The 15,846-nt window shown below is 70.7% G+C and carries 18 protein-coding genes; 8 read left to right on the top strand and 10 right to left on the bottom strand.

Annotated elements, in window-relative coordinates; translation table 11 throughout:
- Nucleotides 1-14: 14 nt before the first annotated feature.
- On the bottom strand, nt 15-1,061 hold the full coding sequence (locus tag MRBLMX7_RS14215) for an NAD(P)H-dependent flavin oxidoreductase (protein WP_363369445.1): 1,047 nt from the start codon (nt 1,059-1,061) through the stop codon (nt 15-17).
- Nucleotides 1,062-1,152: 91 nt separating this feature from the next.
- Between MRBLMX7_RS14215 and MRBLMX7_RS14210 the strand changes: the two genes are divergently transcribed.
- The gene (locus tag MRBLMX7_RS14210; protein ID WP_363369444.1) at nt 1,153-1,425 is read left to right on the top strand and encodes a DUF6412 domain-containing protein; all 273 of its coding nucleotides are present in this window, start codon (nt 1,153-1,155) and stop codon (nt 1,423-1,425) included.
- A 63-nt stretch (nt 1,426-1,488) separates the two neighbouring features.
- Nucleotides 1,489-2,262 (top strand): YidC/Oxa1 family membrane protein insertase, encoded by a 774-nt coding sequence (locus tag MRBLMX7_RS14205; RefSeq protein WP_363369442.1) that lies wholly within the window; start codon nt 1,489-1,491, stop codon nt 2,260-2,262.
- Nucleotides 2,263-2,289: 27 nt separating this feature from the next.
- Here the strand turns inward: MRBLMX7_RS14205 and MRBLMX7_RS14200 are convergent, their stop codons facing one another.
- The 3 genes from MRBLMX7_RS14200 to MRBLMX7_RS14190 form a co-directional block, all read right to left on the bottom strand.
- Nucleotides 2,290-3,225 (bottom strand): EamA family transporter, encoded by a 936-nt coding sequence (locus MRBLMX7_RS14200; RefSeq protein ID WP_363369440.1) that lies wholly within the window; start codon nt 3,223-3,225, stop codon nt 2,290-2,292.
- Between the two features lie 28 nt (nt 3,226-3,253).
- The gene (locus MRBLMX7_RS14195) at nt 3,254-4,135 is read right to left on the bottom strand and encodes an SDR family oxidoreductase (RefSeq protein WP_363369438.1); all 882 of its coding nucleotides are present in this window, start codon (nt 4,133-4,135) and stop codon (nt 3,254-3,256) included.
- A 143-nt stretch (nt 4,136-4,278) separates the two neighbouring features.
- A complete protein-coding gene (locus MRBLMX7_RS14190; protein ID WP_363369436.1) occupies nt 4,279-4,629 on the bottom strand; it encodes an ATP-dependent DNA ligase in 351 nt (116 codons plus the stop codon).
- A gap of 82 nt (nt 4,630-4,711) precedes the next feature.
- Between MRBLMX7_RS14190 and MRBLMX7_RS14185 the strand changes: the two genes are divergently transcribed.
- The 5 genes from MRBLMX7_RS14185 (at nt 4,712) to MRBLMX7_RS14165 (ending at nt 8,235) form a co-directional block, all read left to right on the top strand.
- Nucleotides 4,712-5,053: a hypothetical protein gene (locus tag MRBLMX7_RS14185; RefSeq protein ID WP_363369434.1), complete on the top strand. Its 342-nt coding sequence runs from the start codon at nt 4,712-4,714 to the stop codon at nt 5,051-5,053.
- Nucleotides 5,054-5,119: 66 nt separating this feature from the next.
- Complete coding sequence (locus MRBLMX7_RS14180; protein WP_363369432.1) at nt 5,120-5,728, top strand: FHA domain-containing protein; 609 nt, start codon at nt 5,120-5,122, stop codon at nt 5,726-5,728.
- A complete protein-coding gene (locus MRBLMX7_RS14175; protein ID WP_363369430.1) occupies nt 5,725-6,138 on the top strand; it encodes a CBS domain-containing protein in 414 nt (137 codons plus the stop codon). Before MRBLMX7_RS14180 ends, MRBLMX7_RS14175 begins: the two co-directional genes overlap by 4 nt.
- On the top strand, nt 6,135-6,644 hold the full coding sequence (locus MRBLMX7_RS14170; protein ID WP_363369428.1) for a CinA family protein: 510 nt from the start codon (nt 6,135-6,137) through the stop codon (nt 6,642-6,644). The genes MRBLMX7_RS14175 and MRBLMX7_RS14170 overlap by 4 nt, the downstream gene beginning before the upstream one ends.
- 130 nt (nt 6,645-6,774) lie before the next feature.
- On the top strand, nt 6,775-8,235 hold the full coding sequence (locus tag MRBLMX7_RS14165; protein ID WP_363369426.1) for an HNH endonuclease signature motif containing protein: 1,461 nt from the start codon (nt 6,775-6,777) through the stop codon (nt 8,233-8,235).
- A 58-nt stretch (nt 8,236-8,293) separates the two neighbouring features.
- Here the strand turns inward: MRBLMX7_RS14165 and MRBLMX7_RS14160 are convergent, their stop codons facing one another.
- The 6 genes from MRBLMX7_RS14160 to phnD form a co-directional block, all read right to left on the bottom strand.
- Nucleotides 8,294-9,382, bottom strand: coding sequence for an alcohol dehydrogenase catalytic domain-containing protein (locus tag MRBLMX7_RS14160; protein ID WP_363369424.1), 1,089 nt, complete (start codon nt 9,380-9,382; stop codon nt 8,294-8,296).
- 10 nt (nt 9,383-9,392) lie between these two features.
- Complete coding sequence (locus MRBLMX7_RS14155; RefSeq protein ID WP_363369422.1) at nt 9,393-10,112, bottom strand: HAD family hydrolase; 720 nt, start codon at nt 10,110-10,112, stop codon at nt 9,393-9,395.
- Entirely contained in the window at nt 10,109-11,257 is a 1,149-nt protein-coding gene (locus MRBLMX7_RS14150) for a TIGR03364 family FAD-dependent oxidoreductase (protein ID WP_363369420.1), read from the bottom strand. Before MRBLMX7_RS14150 ends, MRBLMX7_RS14155 begins: the two co-directional genes overlap by 4 nt.
- A complete protein-coding gene (gene phnE, locus MRBLMX7_RS14145; protein WP_363369418.1) occupies nt 11,254-12,987 on the bottom strand; it encodes a phosphonate ABC transporter, permease protein PhnE in 1,734 nt (577 codons plus the stop codon). Before phnE ends, MRBLMX7_RS14150 begins: the two co-directional genes overlap by 4 nt.
- Nucleotides 12,984-13,865: a phosphonate ABC transporter ATP-binding protein gene (gene phnC / locus MRBLMX7_RS14140; RefSeq protein WP_363369416.1), complete on the bottom strand. Its 882-nt coding sequence runs from the start codon at nt 13,863-13,865 to the stop codon at nt 12,984-12,986. The genes phnE and phnC overlap by 4 nt, the downstream gene beginning before the upstream one ends.
- 130 nt (nt 13,866-13,995) lie before the next feature.
- Nucleotides 13,996-14,928: a phosphate/phosphite/phosphonate ABC transporter substrate-binding protein gene (gene phnD / locus MRBLMX7_RS14135; protein ID WP_363369415.1), complete on the bottom strand. Its 933-nt coding sequence runs from the start codon at nt 14,926-14,928 to the stop codon at nt 13,996-13,998.
- Between the two features lie 172 nt (nt 14,929-15,100).
- Between phnD and MRBLMX7_RS14130 the strand changes: the two genes are divergently transcribed.
- A complete protein-coding gene (locus tag MRBLMX7_RS14130) occupies nt 15,101-15,844 on the top strand; it encodes a GntR family transcriptional regulator (protein WP_363369412.1) in 744 nt (247 codons plus the stop codon).
- The last annotated feature ends 2 nt before the right edge of the window (nt 15,845-15,846 follow it).

Here is a 15,846-nt window from a genome sequence, read left to right as displayed (position 1 = left end):
GGCTAGAACGGCCGTCACCCCTCCCGCGGCACCCCCGCCAGCAGCTCCGTGAAGGCCTCGGATGCCGTGCGGGCACGCGCCAACGGGGCACCCTGACCCATCCACAGCGACTGCAGCTCGCCGAGACCCTGATCGTTCGCGACAGCGCGGAACTTCCCGGTGAGCCAGTTCTGCATGGGGAACGGCGCGATCGTGCCGCTCGCCTCGATCGCCCGCACAGCGCGGTTGCGCGCTCCGCGGGCGAGACGTCCGCTCATGGCGCGGGTGAGCACGGTCTCGTCGGCGGCAGTGGAGCGGATCGCCTCACGGTGGGCATCGGTCGTGGCCGACTCGGCGGTCGCGAGGAAGGCTGTGCCGACCTGCACGGCCGAGGCTCCGAGCGCGAATGCCGCCGCGACTCCGCGCCGCTCCGCGATGCCTCCGGCCGCGACCACGGGCACGTCGACCGCGTCGACGACCTGCGGCACGAGCGCCAGGGTGCCGATGAGGGAGTCCTCGGCTGGACGCAGGAACGAGACACGGTGTCCTCCCGCCTCCAGACCGGTGGCGACGACGGCATCCACTCCCGCTTCGGCCAGCGCGACCGCCTCGGCGACCGTCGTCGCGGTGCCGACCACGCGGATGCCGCGGCGACGCGCCTCGGCGATCATCTCGTCCGTGGGCACGCCGAATACGACGCTGAGCACGGGCGGCGCGGACTCCCAGATCGCGTCGAGCTGCTCGTCGAGCGAGGGAAGGTACTGCTCGGGACGCCCGGGGACGTCGAGTCCGACCGCCTCGTAGAAGGGCTGCAGCGCCTGCGCGAACACGGTGTGCTGCGCGTTCGGCTCGACCTCGTCGCCGGTCGGCAGCCAGACGTTCACGGCGAACGGACGTGCGGTCGCCGAGCGGAGCGCCGCGACCGTGGAGCGGATGCGGGCGCCGTCGAACCCGTACAGCCCGAAGCCGCCGAGCCCGCCGGCATCGCTCACGGCCGCCGTCAGTGCGACCGAGGAGAGCCCGCCGAACGGGCCGAGGACGATCGGATGCTCGATGCCGAACAGGCGGCGCAGATCAGTCATGCCTCGAGGCTACGCCCGGAGCGGACAGCCCGTCCGCTCCGGGCCGCGGCACGGGCGCCGGTGTTACGCTCACGGTGAGGGAGGTGTGCGCGTGAGCGAGGGGTTCGGTCAGATGCTGGCCTTCGTCGCGTCCGCGCTCGGCCTCGTCGCCCTGCCCGACGCCGCCGCCCTCGGTCTCGCGATCGCGTTGATCGCGCTGACCACCCTCACGATCGCCGTCGCGCTGAGCCTCGCTCCCCCGTCGCCGCGCAGCGCCCCGCATCCGCTGCGTGCGATCGACGCCTCGACGCTGCTCGCGCAGAGCGATCCGGATGCCGCGGGGCATCCTCGTCCTCGTGCGCCGGGAGTCGCCGCCGCCGCGTAGTCCGTCTCTCGTACGGGACCGCGCGGCCTTCGCCGACCCTTCCCGACACACGAACGGACTTCCATGGACACCTTCGCCTTCCCTCCCCTCGCCGCCCTCCTCGACGCCGCCTACGGCGCGCTGGCCGGCCTCGCCACCCTCGTCGAGCCACTCGCCGGAGCATCCGCCGCGGCCCTCGCGGTCGTGCTCGTGACCCTCCTCGTGCGTGCGCTCCTGATCCCCGTCGGCTTCTCGCAGGCCAAGGCCGAGCAGACCAGAGCGCGCCTCGCGCCGCGGCTGCGCGAGCTGCAGAAGCGCCACAGGAAGAACCCCGAGCGACTGCAGAAGGAGATGATGGAGCTCTACCGCTCCGAGAACACCTCCCCCTTCGCGGGCATGCTGCCGGTGCTCGCCCAGGCGCCGGTCGTGGGCCTGATCTACACGCTGTTCCTGCGCCCCGAGATCGCCGGGCACCCCAACGACCTGCTCACGCACGAGCTGTTCGGCGCACCGCTCGGCACGAGCCTCGTCTCGGCGCTGTTCGGCGGCACGGCGACCCCCGCGACCTTCGCCGTGTTCGGCGTGCTCCTCGCGATCATCGTCGCGGTCGCCGAGGTGTCGCGCCGGGTCTTCCGTCCGGCGCCGGTCGAGGGTGCGGAGGAGTCTCCGTTGAACTCGCCCGCCATGATGAGGGTGGCGGGAGCCCTGCACTACCTGACGGCCGTGTTCGCCGCCTTTGTGCCGTTGGCCGCCGCGCTCTATCTGACCGTCACGGTCGCGTGGACGCTCGTGCAGCGGGTGCTCCTGCGGCGCCGGTATCCGCTTCCGGTCGCCCGGGCGGCCGCCCGAGTCGCGTGAGACGATGCCGCAGAGCGGTTCGCGAGATCAGTCGGGCAACGGGAGGGGGCCGGTGAACGGACCGGCCTCGTCCTCCTTCCGACGGCGTCGTGCGTCCTTGTCCTGGCGTCGCGCACCGAGCGTCGTCCCGACGCTGGCGGCGACCACGAGACCGATCGCGAGCAGCTTGAGCGGCGTCGCCGACTGACCGAGCACGAGCCAGCCGGCGAGGGTCGCGAAAGCGGGCTCGAGGCTCAGCAGCACGCCGAACACCCGCTGAGGCAGCCGCCGGAGCGCGGCGAGCTCGAAGCTGTACGGGATCACCGACGACAGCACAGCGGTGATCGCCGCGAGCAGCAGCAGCTGAATGTCTCCCGCCACGGTGACGGCGGCGGGCACCCCCACGGGGATCAGCAGCACCGCGGCGACGGCCAGCCCCATGGCGAGCCCGCCGCTGCCCGGGATCACAGCGCCCACGCGCGCGCTCATCCGGATGTACATGATCCAGAACCCGGCCGCGACGAGCACGAACAGGACGCCGAGCGGATCCAGCGGCTCCGCTCCGATCAGACCGTCGACCCCGAGCAGTACCATGCCGAGCAGCGCGATCCCGACCCAGGCGAAGTCCGCGAGGCGGCGCGTGAGCACAGCGGCGAGGATGAGCGGTCCGAGGAACTCGATCGCGACGGCCGGGCCCAGCGGGATGCGGTCGATCGCCGCGTAGAAGAACGCGTTCATCGCCGCGAGCGACAGCCCGAACAGCGCCGCGGCCGTCCACTGCTGCCGCGTCCACCCCCGCGGGTTCGGCCGCACGATCACCAGCAGCAGCAGCGCCGCGATCGCGACCCGCAGCGAGGTCACTCCCCACGGACCGAGCACCGGGAAGAGCTGCGCCGCGACGGCCGCGCCGAAGGGCAGCGACAGACACGATCCGATGACGAGGGCGATGCCCACCAGCGGGCGGGAGGACGCGGACTGCTGCACCGGTCCAGCCTAGGCCGCGCGCGGCCCTCTACAGGTGCTTGCCCCCGGTCACCGGGAGCACCGCGCCCGAGGTGTACGAGGCGTCGTCGGAGGCCAGGTACACATAGGCTCCCGCGAGCTCAGACGGCTGGCCGGCCCGACCCAGGGGCGTGTCCTCGCCGAAGGTCGCCAGACGTTCGGCATCCCACCCTGTCGCCGGGATGAGCGGCGTCCAGATCGGTCCGGGCGCCACGGCGTTCACGCGCACGCCCCGCGGACCGGCCTCTTCAGCGAGCGCCTTCACGAAGGCGACCTGGGCCGCCTTGGTCATGGCGTAGTCGATCAGGCCCGGCGACGGCTGGTACGCCTGCACGGATGCCGAGACGATCACGCTCGCGCCGGGCTGCAGGTGCGGGAACGCGGCGCGCGCCGTGAACAGCATCCCGATGAGGTTCGTGTCGAAGACCCGGCGCATCCGCTCGGTGCTGAGGGACTCGAAGCCGTCGATGTCGTGCTGGTAGGCGGCATTGAGCACGAGGACGTCGAGCCCGCCCAACGCGCTGCGCGTCTCGGTCACCACCCGGGTCGCGAAGTCCTCGTCGCGCACGTCTCCCGCGAGGCTGAGCGCCTTGCGCCCCTCGGCGCGGACGAGCGCGAGCGTGTCGTCGGCATCCTTCTGCTCCTCCGGCAGATGAACGATCGCGACGTCTGCTCCCTCTCGGGCGTAGGCGATGGCCACGGCGCGGCCGATGCCCGAGTCGCCGCCGGTGATCAGAGCTCGGCGCCCCTGCAGCCGTCCGTAGCCCCGATATGAGCTCTCGCCGTGGTCGGGATCGGGGCGGGTCTCGTCGGTCAGCCCCGGCTGATCCTGCTGCTGCGCGGGGAAGCCCTCTTCACGATGCGCGTGGCGCGGGTCGGTGGTGTCGGTCATGTCGCTCCTCTCGATCCGTGTCGTTCGAGACTCGCGGGAGCCGGCCGAGGTCGGCAGGGGGTTGACACGATCGCACGCGTCGCGCGGTGCGCGCCGCGCGGTGCGCGGGTCGTGCGGTGCGCGGGTCGTGCGGGCCGCGCTCGTCAGACCGGCGGCGTGACCGAATCGTCGACGTGGTCGGCCGACGAGCCGTGCGCGTCCTGCGGCTCGGGGACGAGATACAGGCCGCTGGGAGCATTCGCCGTGTACGCGAGGGCTTCGATCCAGGCGCGGTTGATCGACGGCTGACGACTGCCGAAGTACTTGAACACGAGCGAGCTTCCCGGCTGCACCCAGACGGTGGTGCGGCCGCCGCCGACGCTCGCGTCCTCGCGCCAGCTGAACGGGAAGGGCTCGGCGCGGCGGAGCTTGGCGGTGATGACGAGCTGGAGGTGCGTGAGCGCGCGGTCCTCGATCTCGGTCTTGACGTTTCCCTCGTAGATGAACTTGCCCATCGGCCCCTCTCCTCACTCGACACGGGGGCGCCGAACGACATCCCCCTGTCGGAGCGGCGCGCACCTGCGTAGCGTCGATCCTATGGGAATGATCTACTACGACGGTGCGGACAATCCGATCCAGATCGACGATCGCGCCCTCGCACATCTCAAAGTCGTGATCGCGACGAAGCTGCGCCGCAACGAGAGCTTCACGCTGAGCTGGCAGCATCCCGAAGGCGACGCTCCGGGCCGCACCACGATCTGGTTGCACCCCTCGATCCCCCTGCGCTTCATCTTCGACGACCCCACCCCCGTCGAACTCCGCTCCGAGTGGATCGCCGCGATGGCGAACTCGGCCAGCAGCACCGGAGGAATCACGCTGGTGCCGGAGGACGTCCTCCCGGCCCTCGAATTCGGGGAGTCGGACGACGCAGGGCGCTGAAGTCAACCCCCTGCAGAACGTCACCCCGCGCGGTAGCGTCGACACACGACCCGAGGAGGCCTTCTCATGAACGCACGGCACATCGACGACCGCCCGGACGAGGGCTACACGCCCGCGACGACGCATGCCGAGTACGGCGCGGGCGATCCCCGGTTGCGGATCAACCACGACGACGACCGCTCCGAGTTCGCGCTCGAGGCCGAGGTCGTGCGCATCGGATCCGCCGCCGAGGCCGACCTGCGGGTCCCGGGCGCTGACCCGGTTCACGCCACCATCACGCACGACGAACGGGACGAGTACGTCCTCGAGATGCACGGCGAGGGCGGGATGAACACCAACCCCGCGGCGGATGCGACGCATCCGGGCGACCGGACCGAGACGCTCCGCACGGGCGCGCAGTTCACGATCGGGGACTGGTCGTTCACGTTCGCTCGCGAGGAGTTCGCGGACCACGGCCGCCCGTTCGGCGGACGCCTCGGCGGCGAGTACTCCGACCAGCCGCTGCAGCAGCCGCGCCCGGACTATTCCGACCAGGCGGACGAGGCGCACGAGGCGGATGCCGCGGCGGGTTCGGATGCCGCGCCGGGTTCTGGTGCCGCGTCGGGTTCTGGTGCCGCGTCCGGCCCTGATGCCGCGTCCGATAAGGCACCCGACGACCCGGATGCCGTGCGATGACGACCGCGCGGGAGATCATGACGCCGAGCCCCCGTTGCATCGGTGTCAATGACTCATTGCGCATCGCGGCATCCGTCATGGCCGATCTCGACGTCGGCGCGCTGCCGATCTGCGGAGAGGACAGCAAGCTCAAGGGGATGCTCACCGACCGCGACATCGTGGTGGGCGCTGTTGCGATGGGCATGGATCCCGAGACGACTCCCGCCGGCCGGCTCGCGAAAGGCGCTCCGGTGACGATCGCGGCCGACGACGACGTGCGCGTCGTTCTCGAGCGCATGCAGCGTCATCAGGTGCGACGTCTCCCCGTGATCGAGAACCACAAGCTGGTGGGAATCGTCAGTCAGGCCGACGTCGCGCTGTCGCTCTCGGCGGCCTCGACGGGCAAGACGGTCGAGGGCATCTCGCAGTGACCGCAGCGCGAGACGCCCTGGAGAGACTGAGCGAGATCTCTGAGGAGCGCGGGTTGCGCGTCTGCGTCGTGGAGTCGCTCACCTCCGGTCGCCTCGCGAGCACGATCGGTGCGGCCGAGGGGGCCGGCGAATGGTTCGCCGGTGGCGTCGTGGCCTACCTCACCGACGTCAAGGAGCGCGTGCTGGGGCTGACGCCGGGAACGGATCCGGTCTCGGCGTCCTGCGCCGAACAGCTCGCTTCGAGTGCGCGGGACCTGTTCGACGCCGACCTGTGCGTCGCGACGACCGGGGTGGGCGGTCCGGGGCCGGACGGCGGGCATCCAGCGGGAACCGTCTTCCTCGGGTGGGCGGGGCCGGACGGCATCGGACACCGGATGCTCGCGCTCGCAGGCGATCCGCACGAGGTCCTCGACGAGACGGTCGACGCGGCCGTGAAGCTCTTGGCGTTCCATGCGGAAGGGCTGCGCGCCCCGGGGCCGCGCCGCGAGCGCGCCGATGCGCCCTGAACCGTGAGCGCGGTGATGTGCCCTGAACCGTGAGCGCGGCGAGGAGTCCGGCTCAGCGCGGCGACGAGGATGCCGGTATGTTCCGTGACTGACCCTCGGTATATTCGAACGTTTGTTCTAGACTGGGAGCATGACCCGGCGCACCGATCTCGACCTCGACATGGAGGAACGGTGCCGCCTGCTCGATGACTGGGTCGATACCCGCCGACAGATCGCGGCACTGGAGGCGCGCGCGTCGAACCTGTTGATCGACCGGATCGCGGTGCACGATGCGGATGTGGCGGAGAGTCCGTTTCACCGGGACGCGATCTACCGGTCGATGATCGCCGAGTACGCCGCCGCCGGACACATACCGCGTGCGACGGTGGAGCACGCGTTCACCGACGCTCGCACCCTCTCCCGCGACCTGCCCGCGGTGCGCGCCGCGTTCCAGGCCGGGACGATCACGGTCGGACACGTCCGCGAGATCGTCCAGGCGAGCACGGTCGTCTCCGAGGCGGTGCTCAACAACGTCGTGGATGCCGAGACGTTGGGCCTGTACGAGCAGTCGGTGCTCGTCGTCGCCGAACAGGACACCGCCGCCCGCACCCGAGCACACGCCCGCAAAGTCGCCGCCGCTCTCGCGAAGCAGACCGTCGTCGAACGCCACCGCCGCGCCACCGACGAACGATGCGTGAACGTCCGCTCCGTCGACGACGGCCTCGCCCTGCTCACCGCCGTGCTCCCCGAATGGCTCGCCGTCGCGATCGCCGACCGCCTCACCCGCATGGCCCGCGAGATCGTCCGCACCCGCAACGACCGCGAACCCGTCCTCCCGCCGCTCGAACCCTCCGCCCCCGACGACGAGTTCGCGCGCGACCTCGTGCCCGGCGATCCCCGCCTCGACGCCGACCAGGGGCAGAACATCATCCACGGCAAAGACGGAACGTACACGATCGACCCGCTCGCCGGACTCGTCGACCCGCTCACGGATCCGTCCAGCCCCGACATCGAGCACGTCCCGGCCGATGAGCGCACGCTCGACCAGATCCGTGCCGACCTCCTCACCGACCTGCTCCTCGCCTCAGCCCCCTCCGAGACGCTCGGCACCGGACTGGACACCATCCAGGCCCGCATCCAGGTCACCGTCTCCGCGACCACCCTCACCGGCACCGACGACCGGCCCGCGGAACTCGACGGCCACGGCCCGCTCCACCCCGACATCGCCCGCGACCTCGCCGGACGAAACACCGGATGGTCCCGCCTCTTCCTCGATCCCACCGGACTCGTCACCGAGACCGACACCTACACCCCCACCGAACCCATGCGCAGGTTCCTCCGCGCCCGCGACCAACACTGCCGCTTCCCCGGATGCCGAATGCCCACCCATCGCTGCGACATCGACCACACCCACGACCACGCCCTCGGCGGACCCACCCGCACCGACAACCTCGCCCACCTCTGCCGCACCCACCACACCCTCAAACACCCCGACAACGACGACCCCTACCGATGGACCGCACACCAGCACCCCGGAGGCGACCTCACCTGGACCAGCCCCCTCGGACGCACCTACACCGACCCACCACGACGACGCGTCATGTTCATCTGACGCACGCGTGTCCGCGAGGCTAGTGGGGGTATGCGCTCGTTCGGCACGTGGGCATGCCTCAGCGTCCGGGCACGAGTCCGATCCGCAGCGGTGCGTCCGGGGCGGTTGCCGCGACGAGCGCCTCGTCGATCGCCGCGAGCTGACGGACTTCTCCGACCGCGTCGGCGAAGGGGTATGCCCGCCCACGTCCGGCGAGGAAGGCGACGGCCTCGGCGAGCTCCGCTCCGGTGTAGTTGTGCACGCCCGCAATCGTCACCAGGCGACGCACAGCGCTCTCGGCATCGAACGGCACGGGATCAGCCGGGAACACACTGCCGACCAGTACGACCGTTCCGCCCGTGGCCACGCCCTCCAGGGCCTGCGACACCGCATGTCCCGACGCCTCGATCACGACGTCGGGATCGCGGTCGAGGCACGTGGCCCCGAAGCGCGACGCCAGTGCACGACGCAGCGGGTTGGGGTCGAGGACCTCGACCGTCGCGCCCCGCTCCACCGCGATCGCCGCGGCCGTGAGCCCGACCAGACCCGCGCCGTGGACGCGGACGGCGGCGCCGTCGAGATCCCGATCCCGGGCCGCGCGGGCGACAGCCGCCCACGCCGTCGCGGTCGCGCACGAGGCGGGAGCGAGCACCGAGGCAGGGAGCGACTCCGGCGCGCGGACGATCGCAGTCCCGCCCCGCACCTGCACATGGCTCGCGAACGCCCCGGTGAGGTCGCCGTGGACGCCGATGCGGTCGTGCCCGTACTTGCCGAGCGTGCGGCACTTCTGCGACAGGCCGCCCACACAGCGGTCGCAGGTGCCGCACGAGATCGTCACCGACCACACCACCCGGTCGCCGATGCGCAGCGGTGTGCCGTCGACCGCGGTGGCACCCGCATCGCCCGTCGCGATCACGCGACCGACGCACTCGTGCCCGAGGACCAGGGGCACGGGCACCGCACGCCGTCCCTGCACGGTGTGCACGTCGGAGCCGCAGATGGTCGACAGCTCGACCGCCACGAGCACGTCGTCGTCGCCGAGCGCCACTCCGGGCACCGCGATCGTCTCGTGCGGATGGCCGTCGCCGATCCACACCATCGCCGTCGCGGCGGGGCGCAGTGTGACGTCGCGGCGATGGCCGGGGGGCCGGATCAGCAGAGTGCCCATATCCCGCGCCTCAGGAGGTCGCGACGAGACGCAACAGCCCGTGCTCCGCCAGCGACCCGCGCAACGCCGAGACGTCGGCGAGCACCGCGTCGGCCCCCGCGCCCGACAGAGCGCGGAAGTCGTGAGCACCCGTCAAGACCCCGGCTACGAAACCCGCGCCGGCCCGGCGTCCGGACTCCACGTCGCTGACGGTGTCCCCTGCGACCGCCACCGCCGCGACCGCGGAGGTCCCGGTGCGCAGCAGCGCCGTGAGAACGAGGTCGGGAGCGGGCCGTCCACGTCCGGCATCCACCGGCGAGAGCGCCAGATCGACGAGTCCGCGCCAGCCGAGGCCGTCGAGCAGCGCATCACGGGTGACGGGCGCGAACCCCGTCGTCAGCACGACAGCGAGACCCGCGTCCTTGAGATCCTGGATCGCATCGGCAGCACCCGGGATCGGCGACACCCCCTGCTCGGCGACGATCTCGGCATAGGCGCCCTCGAACGCGGCGGTGGCGCGCCTCGCCGCCTCCCGGTCGCCGCCCGCGAGATGCGTGAACACGTCGATCTTCGACTGGCCCATGGTGTCGCGGACATACTGCAGAGCGTCCTCCCACGGCATCCGGTCGGCGACGCCCGTGCGTTCCGCCGCGCGCTGGAAAGCGGACTCCACGACGCCGTCGTCGAGCACGGTGGTGCCTGCCATGTCGAGGACGACGAGTTCGACGGGTCGGGGTTCGTGAGCGGTCATGGCGTTCCTTCCATAGCGGGTGTCCACCCGAAGGCGGCGGTGAGATTCTCTTCGGCGAACCCCAGTCCCGTCGTCATACCGATGCCGGTGGTCGCGGCGAGCACCAGCACCCCCTCGACGCCCCTGTCGACGAGGAACTCCTGCGGCCCCTTGGCGTAGACCCCCTGCCAGCGCTCCAGTACGCGCGGGGCACCGATCTCGAACAGAGCCTCGGCCTCGGCAAGGAAAGCCGCGAACGCGGCTTCGGGCTGGAACGGCGGCGGAGCCGCCGCGGTCGCATGCGAGTCACCGAGGATGAGCGTGCCGTCGGGCAGCTGCGTGTACATCTGGTTGAGGTCGAGCGCGGCGAGGTCGGGCCGTTCGGCGTGCAGTCGCTCGCGCAGCACCTGAGCCGCCGTCGACTGCGCGAAACGCCCGTACCGCACGAGCGACCAGCCCGTGAGCAGCGGCGCCGACAACGGCCGCGGAAGATCCGCCGCGATGCGCATCATGTCGAGCGCGCAGCGCTCTACGCCCACCCGCTCCGCGACGTCGGGCAGCAGCTGGTCGACGTCATGGTTCGCCGCGACCACGACGACCTCCGCCGAGATCACCCCGCGCGTCGTGCGTACCGCGCCCGCCGCGACCTCGAGGGCCGCCGTGCGGAACCGGAACTCGACGCCGAGTGCGGCCAGATGCCGCACGATGGCCGGGGCCGCCGCGCGCGGGTCGGTCTGCAGATCCGTCTCGATGTGGGCGCCGCCCACCAGCCCTTCGATGCGCAGCGGCGCCAGGTGGCGCAGCTCCGAAGCATCCAGCATCCGGATGCCGCCGTCCTGCGCCGCATGCTCCAGCACCGCGATCTCGTCGACGTGACGGGCCGCGACCAGCGTTCCCGACTCGCGGAGCCAGAACCCCGCGTCACGCGACAGCCGCAGCCAGAGGTCGCGGGACGCGTCGGCGTAGCGGCGGGCCTCCCCCGTCTGCGCACCGATGCACAGGTGCCCGAAGTTGCGGATCGTCGCGCCTACCGGAGCGTCCGAGCGGTCCACGACCACGACCCGCAGCCCGCGGCGGACGGCCGCGTACGCCGCTCCGAGCCCGACGATGCCCGAGCCGACGACGACGAGGTCCGCGGAGTCCCGGGAGGTCCGCCCGCCGATCATCGGAACACCTTCCGCATCCACATCGCGAGCCCCTCGACGACGAGCACCGCGACCAGGATCATCAGCACGATCGCCGTGACGGTCTCGTAGCGCGACCCCTGGCTGGCGTTGAGCAGGTAGTACCCGACTCCCCCGCCGCCCACGATGCCGAGGATCGTCGCCGCGCGGATGTTGGTGTCGAGCATGTAGAAGCTGTGCCCGATGAGAGCCCGCACCCCCTGCGGCACCGTGGCGGACGCGTACGTCTGCAGCCGCGTGGCGCCCACCGCACGCAGAGCGCGCTCCGGTCCGCGGTCGACCTCCTCGAACGAGTCCGCGATGAGCTTGCCGAGAAGTCCGATGCCGCCGATCGCGAGAGCGATCACGCCCGCCTGCGCGCCCAACCCCGTGACCACCACGAGCACGATCGCGAGGATGAGCTCCGGGATGCCGCGGATGCCGACGAGCAGGAGACGCGCGATGCCACGGACGCCGGGGCCAGGGGCGACGTTCGACGCCGCGAGCGACCCGAGCAGCAGCGACGGGAGCAGCGTCAGCACGGTCGCGGCGAGGGCGATCGCCACGGTGTCGCGCATCGCGAGGAACATGGCGGAGGCGTCGTAGCTGCCGAACGACGGCGGCCAGAACTTCACGGCGACCTCGGGCAGCTTGGCCCAGAAGGTGACGAAGTCCATCCAGTCGATCTGGCTCACGACGACGCTGCCGATCACGACCAGCACGGCGATCGCCACGCCGATCGTGTTCCGCACGCGCTCGGCCGTCCACGGACGACGCACGGCGGTCTGCGGTGAGGCCGCCCAGGCCGGACGAGCGGCCGACGCCCCGGCATCCGCATCCCGCATCCGCGGGTGGATGATCCGGTCGATCCACGAGCGCGTGTGCTTCTGCTTCCCGAGCATCGCCCCGCGCACCATGCTCGAGACGATCTCCATGACGATGCAGAGCACGAAGATCACGAGTGCGACCCCCAGGCCCTTGCCGTAGTTGAGAGCCTTGAACGCGTACGACATCTCGAGGCCGAGACCCGCGACGCCGACGTAGCCGAGCACCACGCTGCCGCGCAGGTTGATGTCGTTGCGGTGCAGCACGGTCGCGACCCAGCTCGGCAGCACCTGCGGGAGGATGCCGGCGGTGAACTCCTGCACCTTCGACCCCCCGGCGGCGCGGATGGCGAGACGGGGTCCCTCGTCGATCTGCTCGATCGCATCGGCGAACATCTTCGAGATCATGCCGATCGAGTGGATGCCGATCGCGAGGATCCCGGGCAGTGTGCCCAGCGAGAACATGAGCACGAACGCCATCGCGAGCACGACGTCCGGAAGAGCTCGGGTGAGCACGCCGACGAATCGCGCCGCGGCCCGCCAGCCGTTGCCGGGGGTCGTGTTCGCTGCGGCGAGATAGGCGATCGGCACCGACAGCACGGCGGCGAGCAGCGTGCCGACCAGCACGAGACCGACCGTCAGCGCGATGAGCCACACGAGGTCGCCGAACTCGGGGAACGACAGTCCGCCGACGCGGGCAATGAAGTTCTCGGCGTTGCCCCAGCTCTGCACCATCGCGGGGATCGAGATGTCGACCTCGCGGACGGCGAGGATGCCGAGCACGACGAGCGTCAGCAGCGTCAGCCCGGCGGCGATGCGCTCGGGCGAGATCGGACGACGAGGAGCGCGGGCGGCGACGGATCCGCCGCCCGCAGGCATCGGAGTGGCAGAGGTGTCCAGGAGCGTCACGAGACGGAGGCCTTGCTCACGGCTGCGGAGGCGGCGACCGCGGCTTCCCGGTCGACCTGCGCGACGTCGACGGCGGTCTCGGTGAGCTCGACCTGCACGGCCCGGATCTCGGCCGTCGACGTCGCGACGCGTCCGTAGATCTCCATGACCTCGGCCTTCGTGAGGTCGGTCGTGGGGGTGTCGAGCACGACCTCGCCGTGGCGGAGGCCGACGATGCGGTCGGCCCAGGAGATCGCGAGGTCGACCTGGTGGAGGCTGCACACGACCGTGAGGCCTTCATCGGCCGCGATCTCGCGGATGAGCGCCATCACCTGGTCGCTCGACTCCGGGTCGAGCGAGGCGACGGGCTCGTCGGCGAGCAGGATGTCCGGCTTCTGCATGAGGGCGCGCGCGATGGCGACGCGCTGCTGCTGCCCGCCGGAGAGGGTGTCGCTGCGCTGGTACGCACGGTCGAGCAGGCCGACGCGGTCGAGGTGCTCGAGGGCGCGGAGCTTGGCGGCCCGTGAGTACCCCCACAGCCCGAGGCGCGGACCGCGGACAGTCGACAGCGATCCGGTGAGCACGTTCTCGAGCACGGTGAGCGAGGGCACGAGCTCGAACTGCTGGAAGATGAAGCCGACGCGGCTGCGGAGCGCGCGCAGGGCCCGGCCCTTCAGCGCGGGGACCTGCTCGCCGAGCACCTGCACGGACCCGGTCGTGGGCACCTCGAGTCCGTCGAGGTGGCGCAGCAGTGTCGACTTGCCTGAGCCGGACAGGCCCAGGAGCACGACGATCTCGCCGCGCGCGACCTGGAGCGACGCGTCTTTCAGCGCCGTGGTCGAGCCGAAGGTCTTGGTCACGCCGTCGAGGCGGATCAGGGAGTCGGATGCTGCGTTCATGGTGTTCTCCCGGGAGTGAGGTCGTCGTGGAACTCGGTCGTGGAGCGAGGAGCGAAGAGACGAGACGAAACGCGCAGTGTCGACACGCTTCGTCTCGCCGCGCTCGCTCAACGAACGGGCGGGTGCGAGGTCAGGCCTTGCACTGCTCCGCTTCGGTCTCCGTGCAGATGTCGCGGATCAGGTCGTAGTACGCGTCGTCGACCGGCTCGGTGGCGTGGAACACGCTGCGGAACGAGTCCGAGTCGGCGCTGTCGATGCCCGCGGCGATGATGTCGTCGATCGTGATCTGGCCGAGGCCGTCGATGAGCTCCTGCGCGATGTCGTCCGGGAGGGTCGAGGAGTACACGAGCGGCGCGCCGGGGACCATGGTCTCGTCGATGACCTTCACCTTGTCCGACTTGGCGACCTCGGAGTCCTCAGCGAATCCGACCTCGCACTCGACACCTTCGCCGACCTTCTGCACCGATACGTCGTGCTTGCCTGCGAAGACCGGCGTGATGTCGGTCGTCGGGTCGATGCCCGCCTCGAGCAGGTTGTACGAGGGGAAGAGGTAGCCGGAGGTCGAGGACGGGTCGACGAAGCAGACCTTCTTGCCCGCGAAGTCCTCGATGCTGTCGATGTCGCTGTCGGCGGGAACGATGGCCTGGGAGTAGTAGCCGGGCTCCTGGCCCTCCTCGGTGACGATCGAGGAGATCGGGGTGAGCTTCGCACCGTTGTTGGTGGCGGTGACGTACGTGAAGCCCGAGAAGGAGGCCACGTCGACCTTGCCGGCGACCGCGGCTTCGATCAGCGCGGCATAGTCGGTGGACTCGTGGTACTCCACGGTCTTGCCGGTGATCTCGGCGATGTAGTCCATGAGCGGCTGGTAGTTCGTCTCGGTGTCCACCGAGTCGGGGACCACGCCGAACACGAGCGTGTTCTCGTCGACCGCGAACCCGCCGGTGGCGGACGCCGTGTCGACGTCGGAACCGGAGCCGTTCGCCTCGGCGTCGCCGGAGCAGCCTGCGAGACCGAGCGCGAGGATCGCTGCGCCGGCGAGGACGGGGAGAGCGCGAAGCTTCATGAGGACCTTTCAGAGGTGTGAGGGAGGTGATCCACGAGCAACTCTGACAGGAGCAAGCGCGACTTATGTACCTAACTCAGAAGAGTTCAGGTGCCGTTCACCGGGGATTCGTGCGGATGAACGCACGCCGAACAGGGAGACGGGCGTCGACGTGGCGAAGTAGTATGCCTATGTGGCCGAAGCTGTGTACACCCAGATCGCCGATGAGCTGCGCGCCCAGATCGCGACGGGGGCGCTGCGCCCGGGAGACGACGTCCCCACCGAGGCGGAGCTCGCCGAACGATGGAGCACGTCCCGCGGACCCATCCGCAACGCGCTCGCGCGCCTGCGCGGAGAGGGCCTGATCGAGACGGGTCGCGGACGCCCGGCCCGCGTGGTCGCGCGCAAGGCGAGCCAGGCGGTCGACGTATCGGTCCCGTTCACCCGATGGGCGCGGGAGCTGGGCGTCACCCCGGGAGCCGAGACCCAGGAGCTGAGCCTCCGCCGTGCTGGGGATCGCGCCGAACTGCTCGGCGTCACTCCCGAGGACACGATCGTCAGCGTGGTGCGCCTGCGTCTGCTCGATGGACGTCCGACCATGCTCGAGCGACTCTTCTATACGGAGGTCCCCGGACGGAGGCTCTTCGAGGTGGACACGGATCAGATCTCCATCACCGAACATCTGGCGTCCATCGGCCATCCGATCGTAGGACTGCAGCATCAGATCGACGCCGTGGCGGCCGATGAGCAGGATGCGGCGCTGCTGCGTGTCCCGCAGGGCACCCCGATCCTTCGCCTGATCCGCATCTCCCGAGATGCGGAAGGCCGGATCTTCGAGGCATCGGAGGACCGTTACCTCAGCGAGGTCGTGCGGTTCACGGTCGCGGCATCCGGGATATCCACAGACGGACACTACATGCGCGCCGTAGGCGGCTGAAC

It is taken from the genome of Microbacterium sp. LMX7-1.2 (assembly GCF_040675935.1).
In the GTDB taxonomy this organism is placed as follows: domain Bacteria; phylum Actinomycetota; class Actinomycetes; order Actinomycetales; family Microbacteriaceae; genus Microbacterium.
This window is presented reverse-complemented; position numbering and strand designations above follow the sequence as displayed.